We start from the raw sequence: 23,018 nt of genomic DNA, 5'->3' as shown, positions 1-23,018 counted from the left end.
ATAGAACATAACTTAAATCTATCCCACAACATATATAAGGACGCTAAACGTGGTACATACTATTTTAGAATCAAATATTACGATAGAACGAATAAAAGAAAAGAAATTAAAAAGAGTGGCTTTAAACAGCGTAAAGAGGCATTGAAGAAATGCAATGAAATTATGGACGAGTTAGAGTGTGTCGGACAAATAAATAAACTCCCCTTTGATAAACTCGTAGATGAGTATATAGAGTGGTATTCTGCACGTCGCAAGTCATCTAGTGTTAAAGCATTAAAGACACATACAAACAATCATTTACTACCTTATTTTAAGTCTATGGATGTGTTTAATATGACGACACAAGATGTAATGAAGTTTCAGAATACGAAGTTAAAAGAGGGACACTCTGGAGAGTACCTAAAGAAAATGCACGTGTTCTTAGTATCGTTACTTAACCATGCAATGAAGTTTCATGATCTAAAGCAAAATGTAGCCTCTCTAGTAGGTAACTTTGAAATAGAATCAAATAAACGTTTGAACTATTGGACGTTGGAACAGTTCAACCAATTCTATGAGGCATTAGCTACACAACAACAAAAGCTATTCTTCAAGTTATTGTTCTACTCTGGGGCACGTAAGGGCGAAATTAGAGCCCTTACATGGCGTGATATTAACTATGATGATGAGTTTATCCATATAAATAAAACGGACTATCACGGTGAAGTGACAGCCCCTAAAACGAAATCAGCCATACGTGATATATACTTACCTACTCACATGATGAATGATATCAAAGATTACCTAAATTGGTATAAAGAGAATACCATATATAAAGATGATTATGTATTGTTTGGTACATTCTTTAAAGCTTACAGTGAGTCAACTATTGATCGTTGGTTTACTACTGCCTTAAAAGTATTAGATGACCAACTTCCAGATGGTCAGACGTTCCCTAGAATTGTAATCCACGAACTAAGACATAGTCACGCGTCTATGTTGGTCAATCATGGCGCAAGTATCATGGTAATAGCACAACGTTTAGGTCATGCAGATAGTAACGAAGTATATAATAGATACGGGCATTTGTACCCTAGTACACAGAAAGAAATAGTTAAATACTTATGAGGTGTTATAAATATGAGTTGGGAAATAATAAATAATACAAAATTTGAACTTGATTTTAATAACTTAGAAAAAGATATAATCATTCTTAACAAAATAAATAATACTCAATTAGTTTACTTGAAATATGATGTGAAAAACAATACCTACATAGTAGATGAAATAGTCAATGGCTTGATCACTGAAATAAGTGACAATAAAAAATCTATAACAATATATAAAAATATGGCGCTCTAAAATAGAGCGTCTTTTTTATGTGCTGGGGCATATCTGGAGCAATATTGGGGCAACAAAAATAAAAAGCCCACAACCACTATGGTTGCAGGCTATATAATGGAGACGGCGGGATTCGAACCCGCGTCCAGAGGTCCTGATACACACCTTTCTACGTGTGTAGTCTATTGATAAATTTCGCATAATAGTAAGCAACAGACAACCAGTATTATGCTAGTTTGATTGGATTTCATCTAAACAGACTTCAAACGGCAGTGTTTAGCATATCCTACTAGGGTTGAATCGCGTTAACAGCACGTAGGCGATGCTGTTAGGCGATGCAGAGTGCTATTACGCAGCTACTGCGAAATTATTGTTTGATTTGTCAGTTATATTTACTGAAATGTGTTGATGTCGGAGACAACCCTCCGACACGCTTAATGTGCTCGAGGGACCCCTGTCGAATCCAAAAACGCCCCCGAAATAATATTAGATACGTTTAGTATATAACACCCCTTTATGGCATCATGTACAAACGCAGTAACTGATTGAACTGAGAGGCTACTAATCTAAAGCATTTCTCAGTTCTAATCATTCTTGCGAGATTGAGATGATGCATTCGGTTAGAATGTCACCCCCATCACTAACTAACATATCAGTTCATTCACAACATCAGTTATCATACCAAATAGAGACCAATTAAGCAACAAACACGCTTAATAACGGTCCTTAATCGCACGATCTACATCACGTTTCATTGCTTTATCTTTTAAAGCTTGACGCTTATCGTGTATCTTTTTACCACGGGCTACACCTAATAAAACTTTACACTGACCATGCTTTAAATACAGTTTCAATGGAATAAGAGAATATCCAATTTCTCTTGTACGTTCTCCAAGTTTAATAATTTCCTTTTTATGGAGTAATAACTTTCTAGAACGTAAAGGGTCATGATTAAAACGGTTCCCTTCTTCATAAGGGGCAATATGCATATTATTAATGAACATTTCGCCACGTTTAACTTGCGCATAGCTATCTTTCAAATTAGCACTACCACGACGAATGGATTTAATCTCTGTCCCTTTTAATGCAATACCCGCTTCAATGGTATCTTCAATATTATAATCATGTCTAGCTTTTCGGTTTTCAGCTAATGTACCGGGTGATTTTGTTTTCTTCTTAGCCATTAATCTCTGTCACCTCTTTGCTGATTATTTTTTCTTGCGTCGTGATTTTTTCTTCACACTTTTATCTTTGTAAAATGGTTTGTGATTCGTTTTACCTTTTTTATCACGATTACGTTGATTCTTACCTTTTCGTTGCTTACGTTTTTTCTTTTTGCCTTTATGATTATCATCTTTTGATTTATCTAGAGATTTGCCACGTGTTTTAGCCTGAATGGTTTTTCCTCTTGATGGACGCTGACTTCGTTCATTTTTCGGTAATGGCATACCAACGATTTGGAAGTCTATCATACGCTCATCTACATCAACATGTGTGACTTTTACTGTAACTTGATCACCTATGCGGAATACTTTTGCTTGGCGTTCACCAATAAGTGCCATTTGGCGTTCATCAAAGTGGTAATAATCATCTGTCATATTTGAAATATGAACCATACCTTCAATGGTGTTAGGCAATTCAATAAACATACCAAAGTTTGCTACTGAACTTACAATACCTTCAAATTCATCGCCGATATGTTGAATCATATATTCCGCTTTTTTCAATTCATCTGTATCTCGTTCCGCTTCGATAGCTCGACGTTCACGTTGTGACGTATGCTCTGCTAATTCCGGCAATTTATCTTCCCATTTATGCAATTCTTTATTATTCATAGAATGATCGATGAGATATTTTCGAATTAGACGGTGAACCGTTAAGTCAGGGTAACGTCTAATCGGTGATGTGAAATGGGTATAGTATTCTGCTGATAAACCAAAATGTCCTAAGTTCGTATCATCATAATGGGCTTGTTGCATTGAACGTAACATCATTGTTGAGATAACCATTTGTTCTGAACGGCCTTCAACCTCCTCTTGAATCGATTGCAATGTTGAAGGATGGATATCTTCACCCGTACCTTTAATCATAATACCGAAGTTAGTAATAAAGTCGAAGAACTGTCTTAAACGATCTGATTTAGGTTGTTCATGGACACGGTAAATAAATGGTACTTCTAATTTATTGAAATGTTCAGCCACGGTTTCATTTGCTGCTAACATAAATGATTCGATTAAGCGTTCACCTTCACCACGTTCACGTAAAACTACATCAGTCGGTAAACCTTCGTTATTCACTAATACTTTGGCTTCACTGATATCAAAGTCAATTTCACCACGACGTTTACGCATTTGGATTAAACGATTTGATAAATCTTGTGCTAAATCAAGCATTGGTGTAATTTCTTGATATTGTTTGCGAACGTTTGGGTCCTTTTCAGTGATAATTTGATTAACCGCATCATATGTCATTCTGTAATTAGAATGGATGACACTATCGAATATGTCATGTTTAACCACGTCGCCACGTTCATTGATTTCCATGCGACAACTTAATGTTAAACGGTCGACTTCAGGATTCAATGAACAAATACCATTACTTAAGCGGTGTGGAATCATCGGAATAACACGGTCTACTAGGTAAACACTTGTTGCTCTATCGTAAGCTTCTTTATCTAGCGCTGAGTCTTCTTTAACGTAGTAGCTAACATCTGCAATACTTACAGTTAATTCAGTATGACCATTTTTTAATTTTTTAACGCTAATTGCATCATCTAAATCTTTTGCGTCAGCACCGTCAATTGTAATCGTTAACTCGTCACGCAAGTCAGTACGTCCTTTGATTTCTTCAGGCTTAATCTCTTCAGGTACTGCCTCAGCCTCTTTCAAGACATTATCAGGAAATTCAATTTCGATTCCATGTTGATAAATGATTGATAAAATATCTACACCTGGATCATTCTTATGGCCTAAAATAGCTGATATATGTCCTTCTGGATTATCCGTACCATCCGCATATTTCGTAATCTGAACGAGCACTTTGTGACCATCTACAGCACCAAGACTTTGGCCTTTAGGAATGAAAATGTCTTGCATTATGCGTTTATCATCTGGAATAACGAACCCGAAATGTTTCGCTTCACTAAACGTACCGACTACTTGGGTTACAGAATGTTTCTCAATTGATTTAACTTCGCCCTCTATTTTACCTTTATGTTCACCTTTAGATTTCTGTATCTCGACAATCACTGTGTCGCCATCTAATGCACGATTAATCTTAGTTGGTGGGATAAAAATATCATCCATCTCTTCATCTTCAGGACGTAAAAATGCAAAGCCCTTTTTATTTTGGCTTAATGTCCCCTTAATTAATTTAGAGTTCGTATTTTTATGTGATTGTTTACGTTGATATCTATCCGTTTTAGTTCTTTCAACTAATCCTGCTTGTTCTAGTTCTACTAGCACCTTTATTAAATCTCTAAATGAGTCGGCACTATTAAGACCTAAAGCATCTTGAAAATCAGACACAGACATGGGTTCATAATCAGGTTGTTTTACAATTTCTTCAATGGATTGCTTTAAATTCATCATGCCCCTCCTTTCTACTTTCTTTTAATTTTTAAAATGATTATTCAGACCAATCTAAAGTTTCTAAGAAGTCATAGATGTCTTCGAATACTTGTTCTTTTTCTTTATCGATTGTTATGACATGACCTGAATTTGCATACCATTTAATATGTTTGTCTTCTGAATCGACATTATCGTATATATAATTTGCTGATTGAGGATTAATCATTTCATCGTTTTCAGCTTGTACTACTAATATTGGATCAAGTACATCATCAACTTCATTTCTAACGTTATTTAGTGTCTCACTCAACTCTTTTAACGTTTCAGTTGGCTGGAAGTCTTCCATCTCTTTATCAATCGTATCTTGATCTTTACCTTCATATTTTTTAAAGTTGTGTGCATATTCTAAGAAACCTTCATATATTGTACCTTGCGTTTTACCTTCAGCAGGTGCACACATTGTAACAATACCCTTCACTGGACGGTTCAAGCTTAATTTTAAAGCATACACGCCACCTAATGACAATCCAGCTACGGCGATATCTTCGTAGCCATGTTCCACTAAATAATCATAGCCATCTAGCACGTCTTTAAACCATACATGCGGACTTGATTTTAAAATTTCTTCTGGTGGCGCAGCGTGCCCTTCATATTGTGGTGCATATGACGTGTAGCCTTTTTTCTGTAGAAATCTGCCTAATTGTCTTACGTCTGATGAATTACCTGTAAATCCATGTAGGAGTAAGACTGCGCGTTTGCCTTCCTCAAAGAAGAACGGTTGTGGTAATTTAATTTGCATTCATAATCCCTCTTCCATCGTTATCTCTAAATTACTAATATATACTGTTTTACTTTCAAACATCATTTCTCTTATTTACATATATTTATACTTATTAAATATTCCCTTATTTCTTCGGAAATATGCATTATTTAAACTTGGACATTATGTCCATGAATTGAATATCTAAGACGTCATCCGTCTCTATTCATTATAAATAAAAAAGCCCGACATTAACATCGTCGGACCTTATAAACCAAAGTAACTGATACCAATCATTATTAAAAAGAAAATGACTGCTAAAATAATTGTTAATCTATGCAAGAATAAATCGACGCCACGTTGTTTTTGTTTACCAAATAACTGTTCTGCGCCACCACTAATAGCACCTGAAAGTCCATTACTTTTACCTTCTTGGAGTAATACAACAGTGATTAATGCAATACAATCAATAATTAATAGTACTATGAAAAGTGTATGCATGAAAATTGTCCTCCATTCATTATATACGTTCCGAATTATATCACATACTCGTCTTTATAATCAATGACTATCGATTAAACGTGCTCTTACGTACAATTGAAATGATTAGCATATATAACGCTAATACGGTTGAGCAAATCATAACAATTATAATTGGAATAATAAATAGTACTGATTTCGCTGCTATAATCGCATTGATAACCATGGCTAGGTTTACTAATGTAAATAATACATTGGATACATAGACTGCAAACATAAACCACCATAAGTACTTATGTCTATTCCATAATGCAATGACACCCGCTAAATAAGCTAAGATATACATTATTCCTGTGTATCTGAAACTATTTAAGATGTTAGCGACTGCACTATCACTGACTTTCTGGCCTGCCTGTGATAACAACGTCTTAGCCGTTAATGTATCTAATGCAATAAAGTTATGGATGATCAATAAAATACATAATATTAAAGAACTGTAGCCAATTAACTTACCTGCATTTCGTTCCCTCTGACTAGGTTGATTAAGCTGATTCTCCATCTTTACTTCTCCTTCTTTTATATACAAATCTATTATATCAGTTTGAATACGTAAATTAAATCTGTTCCATTCTCAGCAAACACCTTTTTATCTAAACAATTACAACCTGTCATACACAACGTCGACTTAACATGTGTTCGTTTTGTTTGCCACATGATTAAAAAAACCTGCCACAGTCTCAACTCTGTGACAGGCAATATACATTTGCGTGAACTCTATTATATTAAATAAATCTCTGTATTAAACTTATTTATCTAAATTGTAGAAAGATTTGATGCCATCGAATTTAGCAGTTTCAAATAATTCATCTTCAATACGTAATAATTGATTGTATTTAGCAATACGGTCAGTTCTTGATAATGAACCAGTTTTAATTTGGCCAGCGTTTGTAGCTACAGCGATATCAGAGATTGTAGTATCTTCTGTTTCACCTGAACGGTGAGAAACTACTGCAGTGTATCCAGCTTTTTGAGCCATTTCGATTGCTTCGAAAGTTTCAGTTAAAGTACCGATTTGGTTAACTTTGATTAAGATTGAGTTACCAATACCTTGTTCAATACCTCTAGAAAGGATTTCAGTGTTTGTTACGAATAAATCGTCACCTACTAATTGAACTTTATCACCAATACGGTCAGTTAATTGTTTCCAACCGTCCCAGTCATTTTCATCCATACCATCTTCGATAGTGATGATTGGGTATTTACCAATTAATTCTTCTAAGTAGTCAACTTGTTCAGCTGCACTACGTTTCGCACCATGTTCACCTTCGAATTTAGTGTAGTCATATACACCGTTTTCGTAGAATTCAGATGATGCACAGTCAAATCCTAAGAATACATCTTCGCCTGGTTTGTAACCTGCTTTTTCGATTGCTTTGATGATTGTTTCTACAGCATCTTCAGTACCTTCAAATTTAGGAGCGAAACCACCTTCGTCACCTACTGCAGTTTCTAAACCACGTTCACTTAAGATTGATTTTAAGTTATGGAAGATTTCAGCACCCCAACGTAATGCTTCTTTAAATGATTCAGCACCTGTTGGTAAAATCATGAATTCTTGGAATGCGATTGGTGCATCTGAGTGAGAACCACCGTTTACGATGTTCATCATTGGCACTGGTAGTTGTTTACCATTGAAGCCACCTAAATATTTGTATAAAGGTTGACCTAATAAGTCTGCTGCTGCACGTGCAACTGCGATAGACACGCCTAAAATAGCGTTAGCGCCTAATTTACCTTTGTTAGGTGTACCGTCTAATTGAATCATCATTTTATCTATAGATACTTGATCTAATACTGAAAATTCACCTTCAACGATTTCTGGTGCGATAATTTCGTTAACATTTTCAACTGCTTTAGTAACACCTTTACCGCTATAACGTGATTTGTCTCCATCACGTAATTCAACTGCTTCGTGTTCACCTGTAGAAGCACCTGATGGTACTAATGCACGACCGAAAGCACCGCTTTCAGTTAACACTTCAACTTCAACTGTTGGGTTACCACGTGAGTCTAAGACTTCGCGAGCATAAACATCTGTAATAATTGGCATGTGAAAAATCTCCTTTAATTTAGATTCTAAAGCTATTATAGCTTGATTTAATCTTTAAATAAAATATTTATATCAGATAAGGACTGAATCCCTAAGATTTAGTGATTGTATTAGGGATTACAATATCCTTATACTTTAAAAACGCAACTTCATTTAGTGCTTAATAAGTGATTCACCAGTCATATCTGATGGTTGATCAACATTTAATAAGTCTAATAATGTTGGTGCTAAATCACCTAGACGACCAGTTTCACGTAATGTAACGCCTTCTTTAGTTACAATAACAGGAACTGGGTTTGTCGTATGTGTTGTCATTGGTTGATCATCGTCAGTTAACACTTGATCAGAGTTACCATGGTCAGCAGTAATAATTGCATAACCATTCATATCTAAAATTTTGTCGACAACTTCACCTAAACATTCATCCACTGCTTCGATTGCTTTAATCGTTGGTTCTAACATACCACTATGTCCAACCATATCAGGGTTAGCAAAGTTTAAAATGATTAAATCTAAATCACCTTTGTCTAACTCTTCTAATAATGCATCTTTAACTTCATATGCACTCATTTCAGGTTTTAGGTCGTAAGTTGCAACTTTTGGTGAATCAATCAGACGACGACGTTCACCTTCAAATTCTTCATTACGTCCACCACTCATAAAGTATGTTACGTGTGGATATTTTTCTGTTTCAGCAATACGTAATTGTTTCAAGTTGTTATTTTGAGCAACTTCACCAATTGTATTCGTTAAATCAACTTTTTCGAAGACAATTTCAGCATCTACATTGTCATTGTATTTAGTAAATGTTGCATAGTATAAGTCATTAACTTGTTCTACTTTGAAACCATCAAAGGCTTTGTTAGTAAATACTTCTGATAATTGTGCTGCTCTGTCAGGACGGAAGTTGAAGAAGATAACTGCATCTCCATCGTTCACGCCATCATTTTGACCTTCAACAATAAATGGTTCAACAAACTCATCCGTTAAGTCGTTAGCGTAGTTAGCTTCAACACCTTCTTTAGCTGATACATAAGAAGGACCTTCAAAGTTACGAATCGCATTATATGCTTTTTGTTCACGGTCCCAACGTTTGTCACGGTCCATTGCATAATAACGACCAGAAATAGATGCAAATTGACCTACACCTAATGCTTTAAATTTAGCTTCTGTGTCTTCAATGTATTTAAGTGCTGATTTTTGATCTACGTCACGACCATCTAAGAATGCATGTACATAAACTTTATCTAAACCTTTTTGTTTAGCTAATTCTAATAATGCAAATAGATGTTGGTAGTGACTGTGTACACCACCATCAGATAATAATCCAAAGACATGTAATGCAGAATTGTGGTCTTTAACATGTTGTGCAGCATTATTTAATACATCATTTTCAAAGAAATCACCATCAGCGATTGATTTATTGATACGTGTCAAACTTTGATAAACGATACGTCCTGCACCAATGTTCATATGACCAACTTCTGAGTTACCCATTTGACCTTCAGGAAGACCTACGTCTAAACCACTCGCTTCAATTTGAGTAGTAGGATATTTACTGTAATAACGATCAAAATTAGGTTTGTTCGCTTGTTTCACAGCATTACCATGTTCACTCTCACGATTAGCGAAACCATCTAAAATGATTAGAGCTGTTGGTTGTTTAGCCATAATTATTTTGCACCTTCTAACAATTGTACGAAATCTTCAACTTTTAATGATGCGCCACCTACTAATGCACCATCAATGTCAGATTGAGCCATATATTCTTTAACGTTGTTAGGTTTAACACTACCACCATATTGAATACGTGTTGCATCAGCAACGTCTTGGCTTGCTACTTTAGCTACTGTTTTACGAACGTGTGCACACATTTCATTTGCATCATCAGAAGTAGCTGATTTACCAGTACCGATTGCCCAAATTGGTTCGTATGCGATAACAACTTCTTTAAGTTGTTCTTCTGATAAACCTTCTAGTGCTTTTTCAACTTGGTTACTAACGATTTCATTAGCTTTACCATTTTCGCGTTCTTCATCTGTTTCACCAACACAAATGATTGGTGTCATACCATGATTAAATACAGCATGTGCTTTTTTATTCACATCTTCATCTGTTTCATGGAATAATTCACGACGCTCTGAATGTCCGATAACTACGTATTTAACACCTAAGTCAGCTAATGCTACTGGAGATGTTTCTCCTGTGAATGCACCATTATCTTCAAAATAAGTGTTTTGAGCACCAATTTTTAATCCTTTTGCTTTGCCATCATTTACTAATGAAATTAGTGCATCTAATTGGATTGTTGGTGCACAAATTACTGATTCAACTTCTTTTTCATCAGGTAATGTTGGTAAGTTATTAACGAAGTCTTTAGCTTCTTTAACTGTTTTGTTCATTTTCCAGTTACCAGCTATGATTGGTTTTCTCATTGATTACACTCCTATATATTTAAATTGTAATTTTAGCGTTAAATATCTTTTAAGACGTAACGTCTCATGCTTTATGCATTTTCCCTAGAAAATGTTTAGAAAAACGTAGACATTTTCATAAGACGATTATTTGTTATTAATCGCTTTAATGCCTGGTAATTCAATACCTTCTAAATATTCTAATGATGCACCGCCACCAGTAGAAATATGTGTGAAGTCATCTTCAAAACCTAAAGAAATTGCAGCTGCTGCTGAGTCACCACCACCGATAATAGTAGTAGCGTCTTTTAAGTTAGCAATGGCTTTACATACACCGATTGTACCTTGAGCAAAATTACTGAATTCAAATACACCCATAGGTCCGTTCCAAACAACTGTGTGTGCACCCTCTAATTCTTTAGAGAATAACTCAACAGTTTTAGGTCCAACGTCCATTGCTTCTTGATCTGAAGGGATGTTGTCTATTGATACTTCAGTGATTTCAGCATCATTAGAGAATTCTTTTGCCACTTTTGCATCTACTGGTAAAACGATTTGATCGCCGTTACTTTCAAGTAATGCTTTAGCAAAGTCGATTTTATCTTCTTCTAATAATGATAAACCGATTTCTTTACCTTGCGCTTTTAAGAAAGTATACGCCATTCCGCCACCGATAAGAATTTTATCAGCAATATTTACTAAGTTTTTGATGACGCCGATTTTGTCAGATACTTTAGCGCCACCTAAGATAGCAACTACTGGTTTGTGTGGGTCGTTGACAACACCACCGATAAATTTAATTTCTTTTTCCATTAAGTAACCAGCTGCAGTTTCTAAATGTGTAGAAATACCGACATTAGATGCGTGTTCACGGTGTGCTGTACCGAAAGCATCATTGACAAATACATCACCTAATGAAGCCCAATATTTACCTAATTCAGGATCGTTTTTAGATTCTTTTTTACCATCTAAATCTTCAAAGCGTGTATTTTCAACTAATAATACATCGCCTTCTTTTAAGTTTTTGATAGCAGTTTCTAATTTTTCACCACGTGTTTCAGGTACGAAAGTGACTTCTTTACCTAACTTTTCTGATAAAGCATCAGCAACAGGTTTTAAAGTTAAACCTTCTTTATCACTTTCTTGTTTAACTTTTCCTAAGTGAGAAAATAGAACTAATTTACCACCTTGTTCGATGATATATTTAATTGTTGGTAAAGCCTGAACAATACGGTTATCATTTGTGATTTTACCGTCTTTTAAAGGTACATTGAAATCAGCACGTTCAAGAACAACTTTCCCTTTTAATTCTAAATCAGAAACAATTTTTTTTGCCATTATAATTTCCTCCTCTAAATAGGAATTACTAATATAAAAATAAGCGGAGAAGCGTTAGTGCTCCCCGCTTACTCATAAGCTAACTTATTTCAATAATTTGTACAAGTGTACTTTGAATCGTACATCTATACTGAGCACAAGTTTATTTAACTATGCTTCTAAATTATTTAGATAATTCTGCTAAATATTCTAAAGTACGAACTAATTGAGCAGTGTAAGACATTTCATTGTCATACCAAGCTGCAACTTTAACTAATTGACGGTCACCAACAGACATTACACGAGTTTGAGTAGCATCGAATAATGAACCGTAAGTCATACCAACTACGTCTGAAGAAACGATTTCGTCTTCAGTGTAACCGAATGATTCGTTTGAAGCGTTTTTCATTGCTTTGTTAACGTCTTCAACAGTAACGTCTTTTTCTAATACAACTGTTACTTCAGTTAATGAACCTGTAGCAACTGGTACACGTTGAGCACCACCGTCTAATTTACCATCGATTTCAGGAATAACTTTACCGATAGCTTTTGCAGCACCTGTTGAGTTTGGTACGATGTTTTGAGCTGCTGCACGCGCACGACGTTTGTCGCCTTTTTTATGTGGACCATCTTGAGTCATTTGGTCACCAGTGTATGCGTGAATAGTTGTCATTAAACCTTCAACTAAACCAAATTCGTCACTTAACACTTTAGCAACTGGTGCTAATGAGTTAGTAGTACATGATGCACCTGAAACAACTGTTTCTGAACCATCTAAGTCATTGTGGTTAGTGTTGAATACGATTGTTTTAACGTCACCTTTAGCTGGTGCAGAGATTAATACTTTTTTAGCACCTGCATTGATGTGTGCTTCTGCTTTTTCTTTATCTGTATAGAAACCAGTACATTCTAATACTACGTCGATATCTAAATCGCCCCAAGGTAATTTGCTTGCATCTGGTTCTTCGTATGATTTAACTTCTTTACCATTTACGCGGAAACCACCATCAATAACTTCAACTTCTCCTGTGAAACGACCTTGCATAGTGTCATATTTTAATAAATGAGCTAACATTTCGTCGTCTGTTAAGTCGTTTACTGCAACTACTTCAATACCTTCTACGTCTTGAATTCTTCTAAATGCTAAACGACCAATTCTACCAAAACCATTAATTGCTACTTTTACTGCCATTATAATGGCCTCCTTTAAAATGATATTTAAAAAGCTATTAACTTTTTATTACTTATTTAATATTACTTTTGCTGCTGCTTCATCAGTAATTAATACTGTATTCTTAGGGGCAATACTTAAGTAAGCTTTAATTGCTTCTCCTTTAGATTGACCTCCGGCAACAGCGAATATAAAATCTTTGGTTTCTAAATCTTCAAGTTGTAGTCCTATCGTCTTTACTTTATAGACTACGTTGCCTTGAGCATCAAAATAGTAACCGAAAGCTTCTGCAACGGCTTGGTGATGTTGAAGGCTTTCAATCACTTCATCTGACGATTGTCTACGATGCGCCATCTTCAGCGCATCACCAATACCGTGGATTGTTATATTTGCTTGTTTGATTTTATCTAATGTATGAACCACAGAAGGTTCCATTAGAAGTGTATTATACGTTGATTCACTTACATTATCTGGTACGTAAAGCGTTGTATAATACCCACCTGTTTGTTGCGCCATGCTCGCTGAAATCGTGTTAGCTTGGTAGATAACATTTTCTCCAAGGCCACCACGCGCTGGAACAAAAAACACATTAAATGGTAAAAGATGCATCGCACGGCTAACATTTGCCATCGTCGAACCACCTGTTACTGAAACAATCGCATCTTCATATAGGATGCTTTCAAGTAATTGACCAGCTTGTCTCCCCATTTCTGATTTTACGTTCTCGTGAGCATCTGCATCACCAGGTATAACATGAACTTCTTTAATACCGAAAGTGGTCTTAATTTGTTCAGCTAATTGATTATCATCAGTATAAATATTGAAATATTCGTTAAGCTGATTTAAAACAGATCTACCTTCTTCAGTGATTTCCATTCCAGTTGATTTAACTTGGATTAAATCTTGTTTCTTCAACATATCTGTTTCAGACCTTAAGACACGTTCAGTAATATCCATATGTTCACTTAAACTTCTTCTACCTACTGGTTGATTATTTGAGATAGTAGTTAAGATAGAAAAGCGTCGATACATTTTATCCACGAGATCAGGTATCAACTTCTGTTGAATTTTAATCAAGTCTTTCACTACTACCTTCCTCCTTTATGTCTAAAAGGTAACCAATAGTATAAAAGCGGTTTGACTATTTGTGTCCCGCCTGGGACAAAATCTAACCTCTTTACACTTGCAATAGTACTATTGTGTTGATGAAAATGCAAGAGAAAAACTCTAATATTTAAAATTATCTGTAAAATTTCCCAAATTAAGTAGAATAAACCTACTATATGCATAATAAAAAGTATAATTTATCTCTTATTTTATAGTATTACCCTCAAAGTTTAATAATTATTCTTTTGCAAAATACTTTCCTATGCAAGTTGTTCTCATTTACAATAGAAGCACTTCATTTAAAGGAGGAGAAAAAATGGCTCGCGAAGAGGATAATCATGTTGAGGTTATTGATCCAAATGATCGAAGATATAAAGATGATGACTATTTTAATCATTCGCAGCCTACTGATCGAGCGCATTATTCCGTTAGGTATCGGTATGGTTGTGGTTGCCCGTTTGGTTGCCTTTCTTCAATCTTTATTTCTATTTTACTTTCTATCATTTTTACTTTTTTAATGAATTGGATGTTTTAAAGATAAGGAGCTCGGTAATGATGTCATATTGGTACAAATTCATTCTAGCGCTTTGTCATCATACTATTGATGACTAAATTAAGAAAAGCAGCCTCATGAGAAATCTCATAAGACTGCTATCATCACTTGCATCCCCTTTAACCATCGATGTTTAACGTTAATTCATTGCTAGTTAATGGGTTTAAATCATACTAATATTACAGGTCTTAATCAAGACCCATGATGCTACTAATTATTATTAGATGATTGTTGGTTTGATTGGCTTTGTGTAGACGTAGCATTTCGTTGTGTCGTTTGTCTTGAAGTTGATTGCTGCGTAGATGGTTGCGTTGTTGAACGTTGTTGTGTTTGCGGTGATTGTTGTGTTCTAGTTTGTGTGCTTGATTGAGTACGATTTGGTTTATTCGTATTTGACTCATTCGTATTTCTATTGTTGTTGCGATTGCTATTATTTTCTTGTGTTGCCTGTTCTTTTGTACGGCTTTCTTCAGTAGTAGCCTCTTCTTTAGTTGTTTTCTCTTGAGTTTTTTCTTCTTTAGTATCTTGTTTTGTACGTTGTTTCTCTTCAGTTGATGGTTGTTTAGTTCTTTCTTGTGTTGAAGGCGTTGCTTGCTGAGTCTGACGTTGTTGAGTTTGAGGTGCTTGTTGCGTAACAGTTTCCTGCGTCACATTCGAACGTTCTTCACTCGATTTTTTGTCATTCTCTTCTTTATCTTTTTTATCTTTCTTGTCTTTTTTCTCTTCAGTTGATTGATTATTTAAGCGTTCACTTGATCGGTTAGAATGATCAACAAATGCGTAAATCGCAAAAGCCAAGCCACTTAATAATAATAAGACTATAATCGTGCTAATCAGTTTCGAAATGCCACTCATTTTTTTCTTTTCCGGTTCACCAAAGTCATCTCTATTTCTATTGTTCTTAGACATAAGTTACCTCACTTTAATATATTCAATTTGTTTAGTCCCTATATGTAGCAAATTATTTTACAGTCATTCACACGAAAATGATATAAAAAGGATTAAGACATAAATTAAATTGATACATAATTACTTATATATGATAACATCATAAGTAATTACAAACATCAATTATGCAAATATAATTTAATTATAATTCGAGAGTGTGAGATAAATGAAGAAAATTGTTTCTGATGATATCTTTGAAGAAGACAAAGCACCTAAACGTGGATTAAAGTCAATGATGTTAAATAATGATAATTATGATGATAGCAACACGTCTCGTCTTGACCTCTTGCTATTATCAATCATTTTCATTCCTTTAATCATATTATTCTTAATCTACATTAATTAGTACTATAATAGATATACAAAAAGCCCATACGATGCTCGCATGGGCTTCTACTAAAGGGAGTCAAAATTGACCTTCGTTTATTTTGCGTAGTCTATGGGGTATACTCAATTTACTCAAAGCTATTGAAATCTACTATATCGAAGGTACAAATTTATTATAACTTAACCTTCGTAAAATTAAATCCTGTTTACAGCATAGTAAATGACATATTATTGACTAATCGTTGTACATTTTTTGAACAACGATCGTTGAACGACAATCGTAGAACGTCTTTTCAAATACAATAAATTAATAGAGGTGTAAATATGAAGCAATTCTTAATAACTGGCGGAACTGGAATGGTAGGCAGTCAATTAGTAAACGAGTTAAAGCATCGCGATGTACACATTACAATATTAACTCGTAGCGATAAGCAAAGTGATGATCCTAAAATTTCATATATTAATTGGTCAAAAGACGGTTGGACATCTCAAGTTCCAGATATAGATGTAGTTATCAATTTAGCTGGTGCAACTTTAAATAAACGTTGGACACCATCATACAAACAATCAATCATGACTAGCCGTATCGAATCAACACAAGCACTCGTTGATTTATTCAGCAATCGCGACCATAAACCTGAAGTCCTCTTCAATGCGAGTGCGATGGGCTATTATCCACCAAGTTTATATCAAACGTATACTGAAAAATATCAAACACTTCCCTTCGACTTTTTATCTGATGTCGTTTATCAGTGGGAACGTTTTGCCAAACGTTTTGAATCATTTGGTACACGTGTCGTACTAGGAAGATTCAGCATGATTTTATCTGATGATGGTGGCGCATTACAAACGATGAAACTGCCTTATAAATTTTTTGTAGGGGGCAAATTAGGTTCTGGATTCCAATGGTATTCTTGGATTCATATTAATGATTTAGTACGTGCAATTCTATTTACCATCGACCATCCTAAAGCCCAAGGTCCTTTCAATATGGCTGCACCTATGGCTGAACGTCAAAATCTATTCGGATATACACTTGCACGTGTCATGCACCGCCCTCATGAAACATGGGTTCCATCGTTCTTGATGCGAATCGCACTTGGTGAAATGTCTACAGTTGTCTTAGATACGCAAAAGATATTACCAAACAAATTGGATGCACTTGGCTTTACATTTAATTATCCTAACTTAAAAATTGCTTTCGAAGATTTAATCGATGCATAGTTATTGGAGTTTTGAATCATGAACGACGAGAAATTAACGTATATTTTATTAATCATCGCTAGTCTATTTCTGATACTAAATGGCATTTTTGCCTTCGAACATCATTTTGTAATTATATTAATGTCAATTTTCTTCATATTCATTGGTGCTATTTTACTTGTGATTTCGGTTCGACTTCTCCTAAAAAGCACTTCAAAAAAATCATAAAAAAATGGGAGTGGAACAGAATTCTTTTTAAATTCGTTGTCCCACCCCCGCAAGTGTGACTAGAACTGAGAAAAGCTTGAATTAAGCGCCTCCTCAGTTCAGTCAGCTACTGCGAATTTGCAAAATAGCTTCATTATATAATTTTTGTCCCGGACTCATTTTTCATGATAATTTAACATTAATGATTAATCTTCAGGCTGCATAACATTATCGATTAAGCCATATGCTTTAGCTTCATCAGCTGTTAAGAAGTTATCACGGTCCGTATCTTTTTGTATTTTTTCAATACTTTGACCTGTACGTTCAGCTAAAATTTTGTTTAATTTTTCACGTGTTTTTAAAATGTGGTTAGCAGCGATTTCGATTTCAGTTGCTTGTCCTTGTGCACCACCTAATGGTTGGTGAATCATAACTTCCGCATTTGGTAATGCGAAACGTTTACCTTTTGCACCAGCAGCTAATAAGAATGAACCCATTGATGCAGCCATACCGATACAAATAGTTTGTACGTCTGGTTTAATGTGTTGGATTGTATCATAAATAGCAAAACCAGCAGTGACACTACCACCTGGTGAATTAATATATAAGTAGATATCTTTCTCAGAATCTTGCGCTTGTAAGAATAATAATTGTGATACAATTGAATTTGCTACGTTATCATCAATTGCAGAACCTAACATAATAATACGGTCTTTTAATAGACGAGAATAAATATCGTATGCACGTTCACCGCGATTTGTTGTTTCAATTACTGTAGGAATTAAATTCATTTATATTTCCTCCTTATGATTAACTGTTATTTAGTATTCTACATGAAAAGTCAAAAATGGTCAAAATTTAAACTCATATAGCACAAAGAAAATTTGACCTTATTTTATTATATTTTGTACACTATAAACATACATTCAGATTGTACTTTTAAATTGATAAATAGTACAGAATTTTGTCTTTGTTACTTTATATCTCCTCGTAGTGTAACGGATAGCACGTAAGATTCCGGTTCTTAAAATAGAGGTTCGACTCCTCTCGAGGGGGCTAATAGTTTTAAATTGCATATATTTTTTACATTATGGGAGTGGGACAGAATGCTTTTGAAATTCGTCGTCCGCTCCCAGCTTGCTTTGTTTGTAGCATTTCTTAGTAAAATGATCTTTGCTGGGGCCCCGCCGAACGCAAGGATGACTAGATCTGAGAAAAGCTTGATTTAAGTGCCTTCTCAGTTTAGTCCGCTACTGCGAATTTGCAAAATAGTATCACTATATTATTGATGTCCCAGGCTCTTTTTAGTCTGCCTGTCATTCAACTATTATAGAATACTAAATGCCATAAACGTGTTAAGAACCTAATCTCTTACAAAAAAATTCGCCACTATGTGACGAGTTCATACCTATAATTCAATTTTTTCGCCACTTCGAATTTTATCTGCAAGTTCATTTAGCTTTCTTAAGCGGTGATTTACTCCAGATTTTGATATAGCACCAGTTGAAACCATTTCTCCTAGTTCTTTTAAGGAGATTTCTTGATGCTCGACTCGAAGTTTTGCAATTTCTCTTAAGCGATCTGGTAAATTATCTAGTCCAATTTCTTGATCAATTAATTGAATGCTTTCCACTTGTTTCATAGCGGCACTTACCGTCTTATTAAGATTTGCAGTTTCACAATTCACTAAACGATTCACTGAATTCCTCATATCCCTAACAATTCGCACATCTTCAAACTTCAATAATGCTTGATATCCACCTATTAAACTAAGAAAATCAGATATTTTTTCGGCTTCTTTTAAATAAGCGATGCTACCCTTTTTGCGTTCTAAGTGTTTAGCATTTAAGCCATAGCTATTCATTAACTTAGTTAAACCTTCAGAATGATTCTCATATTGAGAGAATATTTCTAAATGATAGGATGATGTTTCAGGATTATTTACAGATCCTCCAGCTAAAAATGCGCCTCTCAAATAACTTCTACGCATTTCATCATCTTTAATCATGCTAGCATCAATATCATGAACGAAAATACCATTTTTTAAAATACCTAGTTCGTCCAGAATTTCTTTCGCACGTACTTTTGTACGACAAATATAAATATTATTTTTCTTTAATTTCATTTTTTTACGCACAAGAATTTCAACTTCTACATTAAAAATGCGTTTAATTAATGAATAAATTCTTCTAGCAGTCGTAGCATTTTCTGTTTGAACATTAATTACGAATTGTTGATTAGATAGGCTAAGTGCACCGTTCATACGAATTAATGCGCTAAGCTCTGCTTTAGCATTGCTTTCGTCAACTTCAATGCGTGTTAATTCATTTTTCATATCTGACGCAAAACTCATCACATTTCCCCCTCTAATCAAATTTATATATACATGTAATTAACATCCTATATTGTTACACGTTATTCTACGCATACATGAATACACATACGCTCTTTATCATACCATAGTTATACTGCCGATTAGAAGTGTTATTTTTTCGGTCTAAATTGAATCGTACTTGTCAATTCAAGGGCTAAATCATAGATTAATTTCGCTAAAACTTTCGTATTATGACGCACTAAATGGTCATCTAAGATTTCAACTAAATTCGATGACGTAATGATCTTAATGTTATGATCCGTTATTTTATGTTCATCCATAACAACTGGTTTGGCATTACGCTCTTTATAACGTTTTAAAACATTATCATCGTATTTATCATTACTACAAATGACATAATCGATAAAGTCACTGCCAGCATGATTATGTATCGCTTGAATATGATCCATAACATCGTAATCCGACGTTTCTCCAGGTTGAGTCATAACATTAGATATATATAATTTAGGCGCATTTGAGCGTAAGATAGCGTCCGACATACCTTTAACACATAAGTTTGAAATCACACTAGTATATAACGAACCAGGTCCAAGTACGATTAAATCTGCATCTTCTAGTGCGTCAATCGCTTCTTCCATAGGCTCAACGTTTTCAGGCTCTAAAAAGACACGCTCAATACGTTTGTTTTTCTTTGGTATTTGAGATTCGCCGCGTACAATTTCTCCATCTTCTAACACTGCATTTAACATCACATTCGTGTTTGTAGATGGAATCACTTTGCCTTTAATATTTAATATTTTACTTAATTCTTTTACCGCATGACCAAAGTCATTCTTGATATTGGTTAAAGCTGCTAATAATAAATTGCCAAGTGAATGTCCTTCAATTTGATTCTCTTTAAAACGATATTGAAACAACTCTTCTATGACTGGTTCTGCATCACTTAATGCTGCAATAACATTTCTAATATCGCCTGGTGCTGGTATATCCATTTCACTACGGATTTTACCAGTACTACCACCGTCATCCGCTACAGTAACGATGGCTGTAATATCGATGGGGTACTCTCTTAATCCCCTTGCTAATACTGATAGACCTGTTCCACCGCCTATAAGTACAATCTTTAATTGTTTCATTTTTTCACGCCACTTTCGATATGTGCATCTCTATGATGAACATAAACATTATAATCAAATATGTCTGTTAATTCTTCACTAATACGTTTAGCTAACGCAACAGATCGGTGTTGACCTCCTGTACAACCTATTGCAATCACTAATTGAGATTTACCCTCTTTTTTGTAACCTGGTATCATAAATTTCAATAAATCCATTAATTTTTCGAAAAATATTTCAGTTTCTTTCCATTTCATAACATAATGATAAACGGGTTCGTCTTCTCCCGTCATCGGTCTTAAGTCTTCAACATAATAAGGATTTGGAAGGAAACGAACATCGAACACTAAATCTGCATCTTTTTGTATGCCATGTTTAAATCCGAAACTTGAAACATTAATACTAAATGATTTAAAATTGTCATCTTGGAATTTTTCTTTAACCTTTGTTTTAAGCTCTTTCGTCTTCAATTGTGTTGTATCTACGATGTAATTAGCAATTGAGCGAATATTACTAAGCAATTGCTTTTCTTCTAAAATTGAATCTATTAATGACATTTGACCATTTTCATTCAAAGGATGTGCACGTCTAGATTCTTTGTATCTCGAGATTAACTTCTCCGTTTCCGCTTCTAAAAACATGACATCTACAATAACATCATTTCTACTTTTAATTGCATCAATTTCTTCCACTAACGACTTGAATAATTCTTTCCCTCTTAAATCAATCGCGATTGCTACTTTTTGCAAAGAAGGATTTCCTTGTTCCATTAGTTCAACAAATTTGGGAAGTAATATCGGAGGTAAGTTATCAACACAGAAGTAACCAATATCTTCTAAACATTGGATAACTACGGATTTACCAGCACCTGATAGACCTGTTACTACTAATAGTTCACTTTTACTCATTTCATTTTCATTATGGTTCGTCATTTTGACACCGCCTAGTTCATCTTTTTAACGTCAATATACGTTCACGACTATAGTTAATTTACCTTCATAATATCATATGAACGACTTATCGTAACGATTAATGCGATATAAGTAGTTAGTAGTTTACGCACCCATTAAAAAAGGCTAGAACCCATGTTTAAATCACAATCAAATGTGATGACATGTTCTAGCCTTGCTTAATTATGCTTCTTCTTTATCTTTTAATTCTTCAATGTAATCAATAGCGCTCTGAGCTGCTATACTACCATCACCAGTTGCTGTTACAATTTGTCGTAAGCCTTTATCTCTTACATCTCCAGCAGCAAAAATACCTGGTACTGTAGTACTCATATTGTCTTCCGTTACAATATAGCCCATGTCGTTTGTAATTCCTAAATTAACAAATGGTGCTGTTAATGGTTTCATACCAATATAAATGAATACACCATCTGCATCTAACGTTTGTTCTGAGGCATCTTTAGTTGAAACAAGTGTTACAGAGCCTACTTTACCATCTTTTTCGTTAATAGATTTTAATGTGTGGCTCCAGATAAAATCAATTTTGTCGTTTTTGAACGCACGATCTTGTAAGATTTTCTGCGCTCTTAATTCATCTCTTCTGTGTACAATGGTAACTTTGTCTGCGAATTTAGTAAGGAATGCTCCTTCTTCAACTGCAGAGTCACCGCCACCTATTACAAATAAGTTTTTATTTTTAAAGAAGGCGCCATCACACACTGCACAATAACTTACACCGCGTCCACCTAGTTCTTGTTCTCCAGGGACACCAATTTTTTTATATTCGGCACCTGTTGAAATAATCACAGCGCGTGCTGTTATTTCTTTATTACCTAGGTTAATTTCTTTATAGTCACCTTTATCTTCAATAGATTTAATATCTCCATATTGATATTCGGCACCAAATTTTTTAGCGTGTTCAAACATTTTGGTAGATAAATCCGGACCTGTAATCATTTCAAATCCTGGGAAGTTCTCTACTTCTTCTGTGTTAGCCATTTGGCCACCAGGCATGCCTCGTTCAATCATTACTGTGCTTAAATTTGCACGTGATGCATAAACTGCTGCAGTCATACCAGCAGGTCCTGCGCCGATAATTGCAACATCATAATTTACTTCTGTCATTTCTATG

The 23,018-nt window shown here is 34.8% G+C and carries 23 protein-coding genes and 1 other RNA gene; 6 read left to right on the top strand and 18 right to left on the bottom strand.

Going from position 1 to position 23,018, the window contains the following annotated elements:
• A complete protein-coding gene (locus KA878_RS00670; RefSeq protein ID WP_193839912.1) occupies window positions 1-1,107 on the top strand; it encodes a site-specific integrase in 1,107 nt (368 codons plus the stop codon).
• A gap of 12 nt (window positions 1,108-1,119) precedes the next feature.
• Window positions 1,120-1,341, top strand: a complete 222-nt coding sequence (locus tag KA878_RS00665; protein WP_193839622.1) for a hypothetical protein — start codon at window positions 1,120-1,122, stop codon at window positions 1,339-1,341.
• Between the two features lie 94 nt (window positions 1,342-1,435).
• Here the strand turns inward: KA878_RS00665 and ssrA are convergent.
• From ssrA to KA878_RS00605, 12 genes are all read right to left on the bottom strand, one after another.
• Window positions 1,436-1,797: a transfer-messenger RNA gene (gene ssrA, locus KA878_RS00660) on the bottom strand.
• A gap of 236 nt (window positions 1,798-2,033) precedes the next feature.
• Entirely contained in the window at window positions 2,034-2,504 is a 471-nt protein-coding gene (gene smpB / locus KA878_RS00655) for an SsrA-binding protein SmpB (protein WP_011276368.1), read from the bottom strand.
• Between the two features lie 24 nt (window positions 2,505-2,528).
• Complete coding sequence (gene rnr / locus KA878_RS00650; RefSeq protein ID WP_193839623.1) at window positions 2,529-4,907, bottom strand: ribonuclease R; 2,379 nt, start codon at window positions 4,905-4,907, stop codon at window positions 2,529-2,531.
• 40 nt (window positions 4,908-4,947) lie between these two features.
• A complete protein-coding gene (locus KA878_RS00645) occupies window positions 4,948-5,688 on the bottom strand; it encodes an alpha/beta hydrolase (protein ID WP_210142049.1) in 741 nt (246 codons plus the stop codon).
• Between the two features lie 228 nt (window positions 5,689-5,916).
• Window positions 5,917-6,150 (bottom strand): preprotein translocase subunit SecG, encoded by a 234-nt coding sequence (secG, locus tag KA878_RS00640; RefSeq protein WP_011276371.1) that lies wholly within the window; start codon window positions 6,148-6,150, stop codon window positions 5,917-5,919.
• 67 nt (window positions 6,151-6,217) lie between these two features.
• Window positions 6,218-6,688, bottom strand: coding sequence for a hypothetical protein (locus KA878_RS00635; protein WP_075109134.1), 471 nt, complete (start codon window positions 6,686-6,688; stop codon window positions 6,218-6,220).
• A 246-nt stretch (window positions 6,689-6,934) separates the two neighbouring features.
• On the bottom strand, window positions 6,935-8,239 hold the full coding sequence (gene eno, locus KA878_RS00630) for a surface-displayed alpha-enolase (protein WP_011276373.1): 1,305 nt from the start codon (window positions 8,237-8,239) through the stop codon (window positions 6,935-6,937).
• 153 nt (window positions 8,240-8,392) lie between these two features.
• Window positions 8,393-9,910, bottom strand: coding sequence for a 2,3-bisphosphoglycerate-independent phosphoglycerate mutase (gene gpmI, locus KA878_RS00625; RefSeq protein WP_075109133.1), 1,518 nt, complete (start codon window positions 9,908-9,910; stop codon window positions 8,393-8,395).
• 2 nt (window positions 9,911-9,912) lie between these two features.
• Entirely contained in the window at window positions 9,913-10,674 is a 762-nt protein-coding gene (gene tpiA / locus KA878_RS00620; protein ID WP_011276375.1) for a triose-phosphate isomerase, read from the bottom strand.
• 126 nt (window positions 10,675-10,800) lie between these two features.
• Window positions 10,801-11,991 carry a phosphoglycerate kinase gene (locus tag KA878_RS00615; protein WP_053029904.1) on the bottom strand — a complete coding sequence of 397 codons (1,191 nt, stop codon included), beginning with the start codon at window positions 11,989-11,991 and terminating at the stop codon, window positions 10,801-10,803.
• A 163-nt stretch (window positions 11,992-12,154) separates the two neighbouring features.
• Window positions 12,155-13,162, bottom strand: a complete 1,008-nt coding sequence (gap, locus tag KA878_RS00610; RefSeq protein ID WP_011276377.1) for a type I glyceraldehyde-3-phosphate dehydrogenase — start codon at window positions 13,160-13,162, stop codon at window positions 12,155-12,157.
• 48 nt (window positions 13,163-13,210) lie between these two features.
• Window positions 13,211-14,227: a sugar-binding transcriptional regulator gene (locus KA878_RS00605; protein ID WP_075109132.1), complete on the bottom strand. Its 1,017-nt coding sequence runs from the start codon at window positions 14,225-14,227 to the stop codon at window positions 13,211-13,213.
• A 337-nt stretch (window positions 14,228-14,564) separates the two neighbouring features.
• On the opposite strand from KA878_RS00605, the gene KA878_RS00600 reads away from it, so the two are divergent.
• Window positions 14,565-14,783 (top strand): hypothetical protein, encoded by a 219-nt coding sequence (locus KA878_RS00600; protein ID WP_193839625.1) that lies wholly within the window; start codon window positions 14,565-14,567, stop codon window positions 14,781-14,783.
• A gap of 228 nt (window positions 14,784-15,011) precedes the next feature.
• Here KA878_RS00600 and KA878_RS00595 read toward each other — a convergent pair whose 3' ends face one another.
• Window positions 15,012-15,710 carry a DUF4887 domain-containing protein gene (locus KA878_RS00595; RefSeq protein WP_053029907.1) on the bottom strand — a complete coding sequence of 233 codons (699 nt, stop codon included), beginning with the start codon at window positions 15,708-15,710 and terminating at the stop codon, window positions 15,012-15,014.
• 205 nt (window positions 15,711-15,915) lie between these two features.
• Here KA878_RS00595 and KA878_RS00590 point away from each other — a divergent pair, with 205 nt between their 5' ends.
• The 3 genes from KA878_RS00590 (at window position 15,916) to KA878_RS14225 (ending at window position 17,507) form a co-directional block, all read left to right on the top strand.
• Window positions 15,916-16,095, top strand: a complete 180-nt coding sequence (locus tag KA878_RS00590; protein WP_075109128.1) for a hypothetical protein — start codon at window positions 15,916-15,918, stop codon at window positions 16,093-16,095.
• 305 nt (window positions 16,096-16,400) lie between these two features.
• Window positions 16,401-17,300 carry a TIGR01777 family oxidoreductase gene (locus KA878_RS00585; RefSeq protein WP_193839626.1) on the top strand — a complete coding sequence of 300 codons (900 nt, stop codon included), beginning with the start codon at window positions 16,401-16,403 and terminating at the stop codon, window positions 17,298-17,300.
• An 18-nt stretch (window positions 17,301-17,318) separates the two neighbouring features.
• Window positions 17,319-17,507, top strand: coding sequence for a hypothetical protein (locus tag KA878_RS14225; protein WP_228480579.1), 189 nt, complete (start codon window positions 17,319-17,321; stop codon window positions 17,505-17,507).
• 185 nt (window positions 17,508-17,692) lie between these two features.
• On the opposite strand, the gene clpP is transcribed toward KA878_RS14225, so the two are convergent.
• From clpP to trxB, 5 genes are all read right to left on the bottom strand, one after another.
• Entirely contained in the window at window positions 17,693-18,277 is a 585-nt protein-coding gene (clpP, locus tag KA878_RS00580) for an ATP-dependent Clp endopeptidase proteolytic subunit ClpP (RefSeq protein ID WP_053029910.1), read from the bottom strand.
• Window positions 18,278-18,894: 617 nt separating this feature from the next.
• Window positions 18,895-19,839: a DNA-binding protein WhiA gene (whiA, locus tag KA878_RS00575; RefSeq protein ID WP_053029911.1), complete on the bottom strand. Its 945-nt coding sequence runs from the start codon at window positions 19,837-19,839 to the stop codon at window positions 18,895-18,897.
• 131 nt (window positions 19,840-19,970) lie between these two features.
• A complete protein-coding gene (locus KA878_RS00570) occupies window positions 19,971-20,957 on the bottom strand; it encodes a gluconeogenesis factor YvcK family protein (RefSeq protein WP_193839627.1) in 987 nt (328 codons plus the stop codon).
• Complete coding sequence (gene rapZ / locus KA878_RS00565; RefSeq protein WP_053029913.1) at window positions 20,954-21,868, bottom strand: RNase adapter RapZ; 915 nt, start codon at window positions 21,866-21,868, stop codon at window positions 20,954-20,956. The genes KA878_RS00570 and rapZ overlap by 4 nt, the downstream gene beginning before the upstream one ends.
• Before the next feature lie 201 nt (window positions 21,869-22,069).
• Window positions 22,070-23,011 (bottom strand): thioredoxin-disulfide reductase, encoded by a 942-nt coding sequence (gene trxB / locus KA878_RS00560; RefSeq protein ID WP_053029914.1) that lies wholly within the window; start codon window positions 23,009-23,011, stop codon window positions 22,070-22,072.
• Between the last annotated feature and the right edge of the window lie 7 nt (window positions 23,012-23,018).

The organism is Staphylococcus sp. GDY8P57P (assembly GCF_017892585.1).
Lineage (GTDB): Bacteria > Bacillota > Bacilli > Staphylococcales > Staphylococcaceae > Staphylococcus > Staphylococcus borealis.
This window is presented reverse-complemented; position numbering and strand designations above follow the sequence as displayed.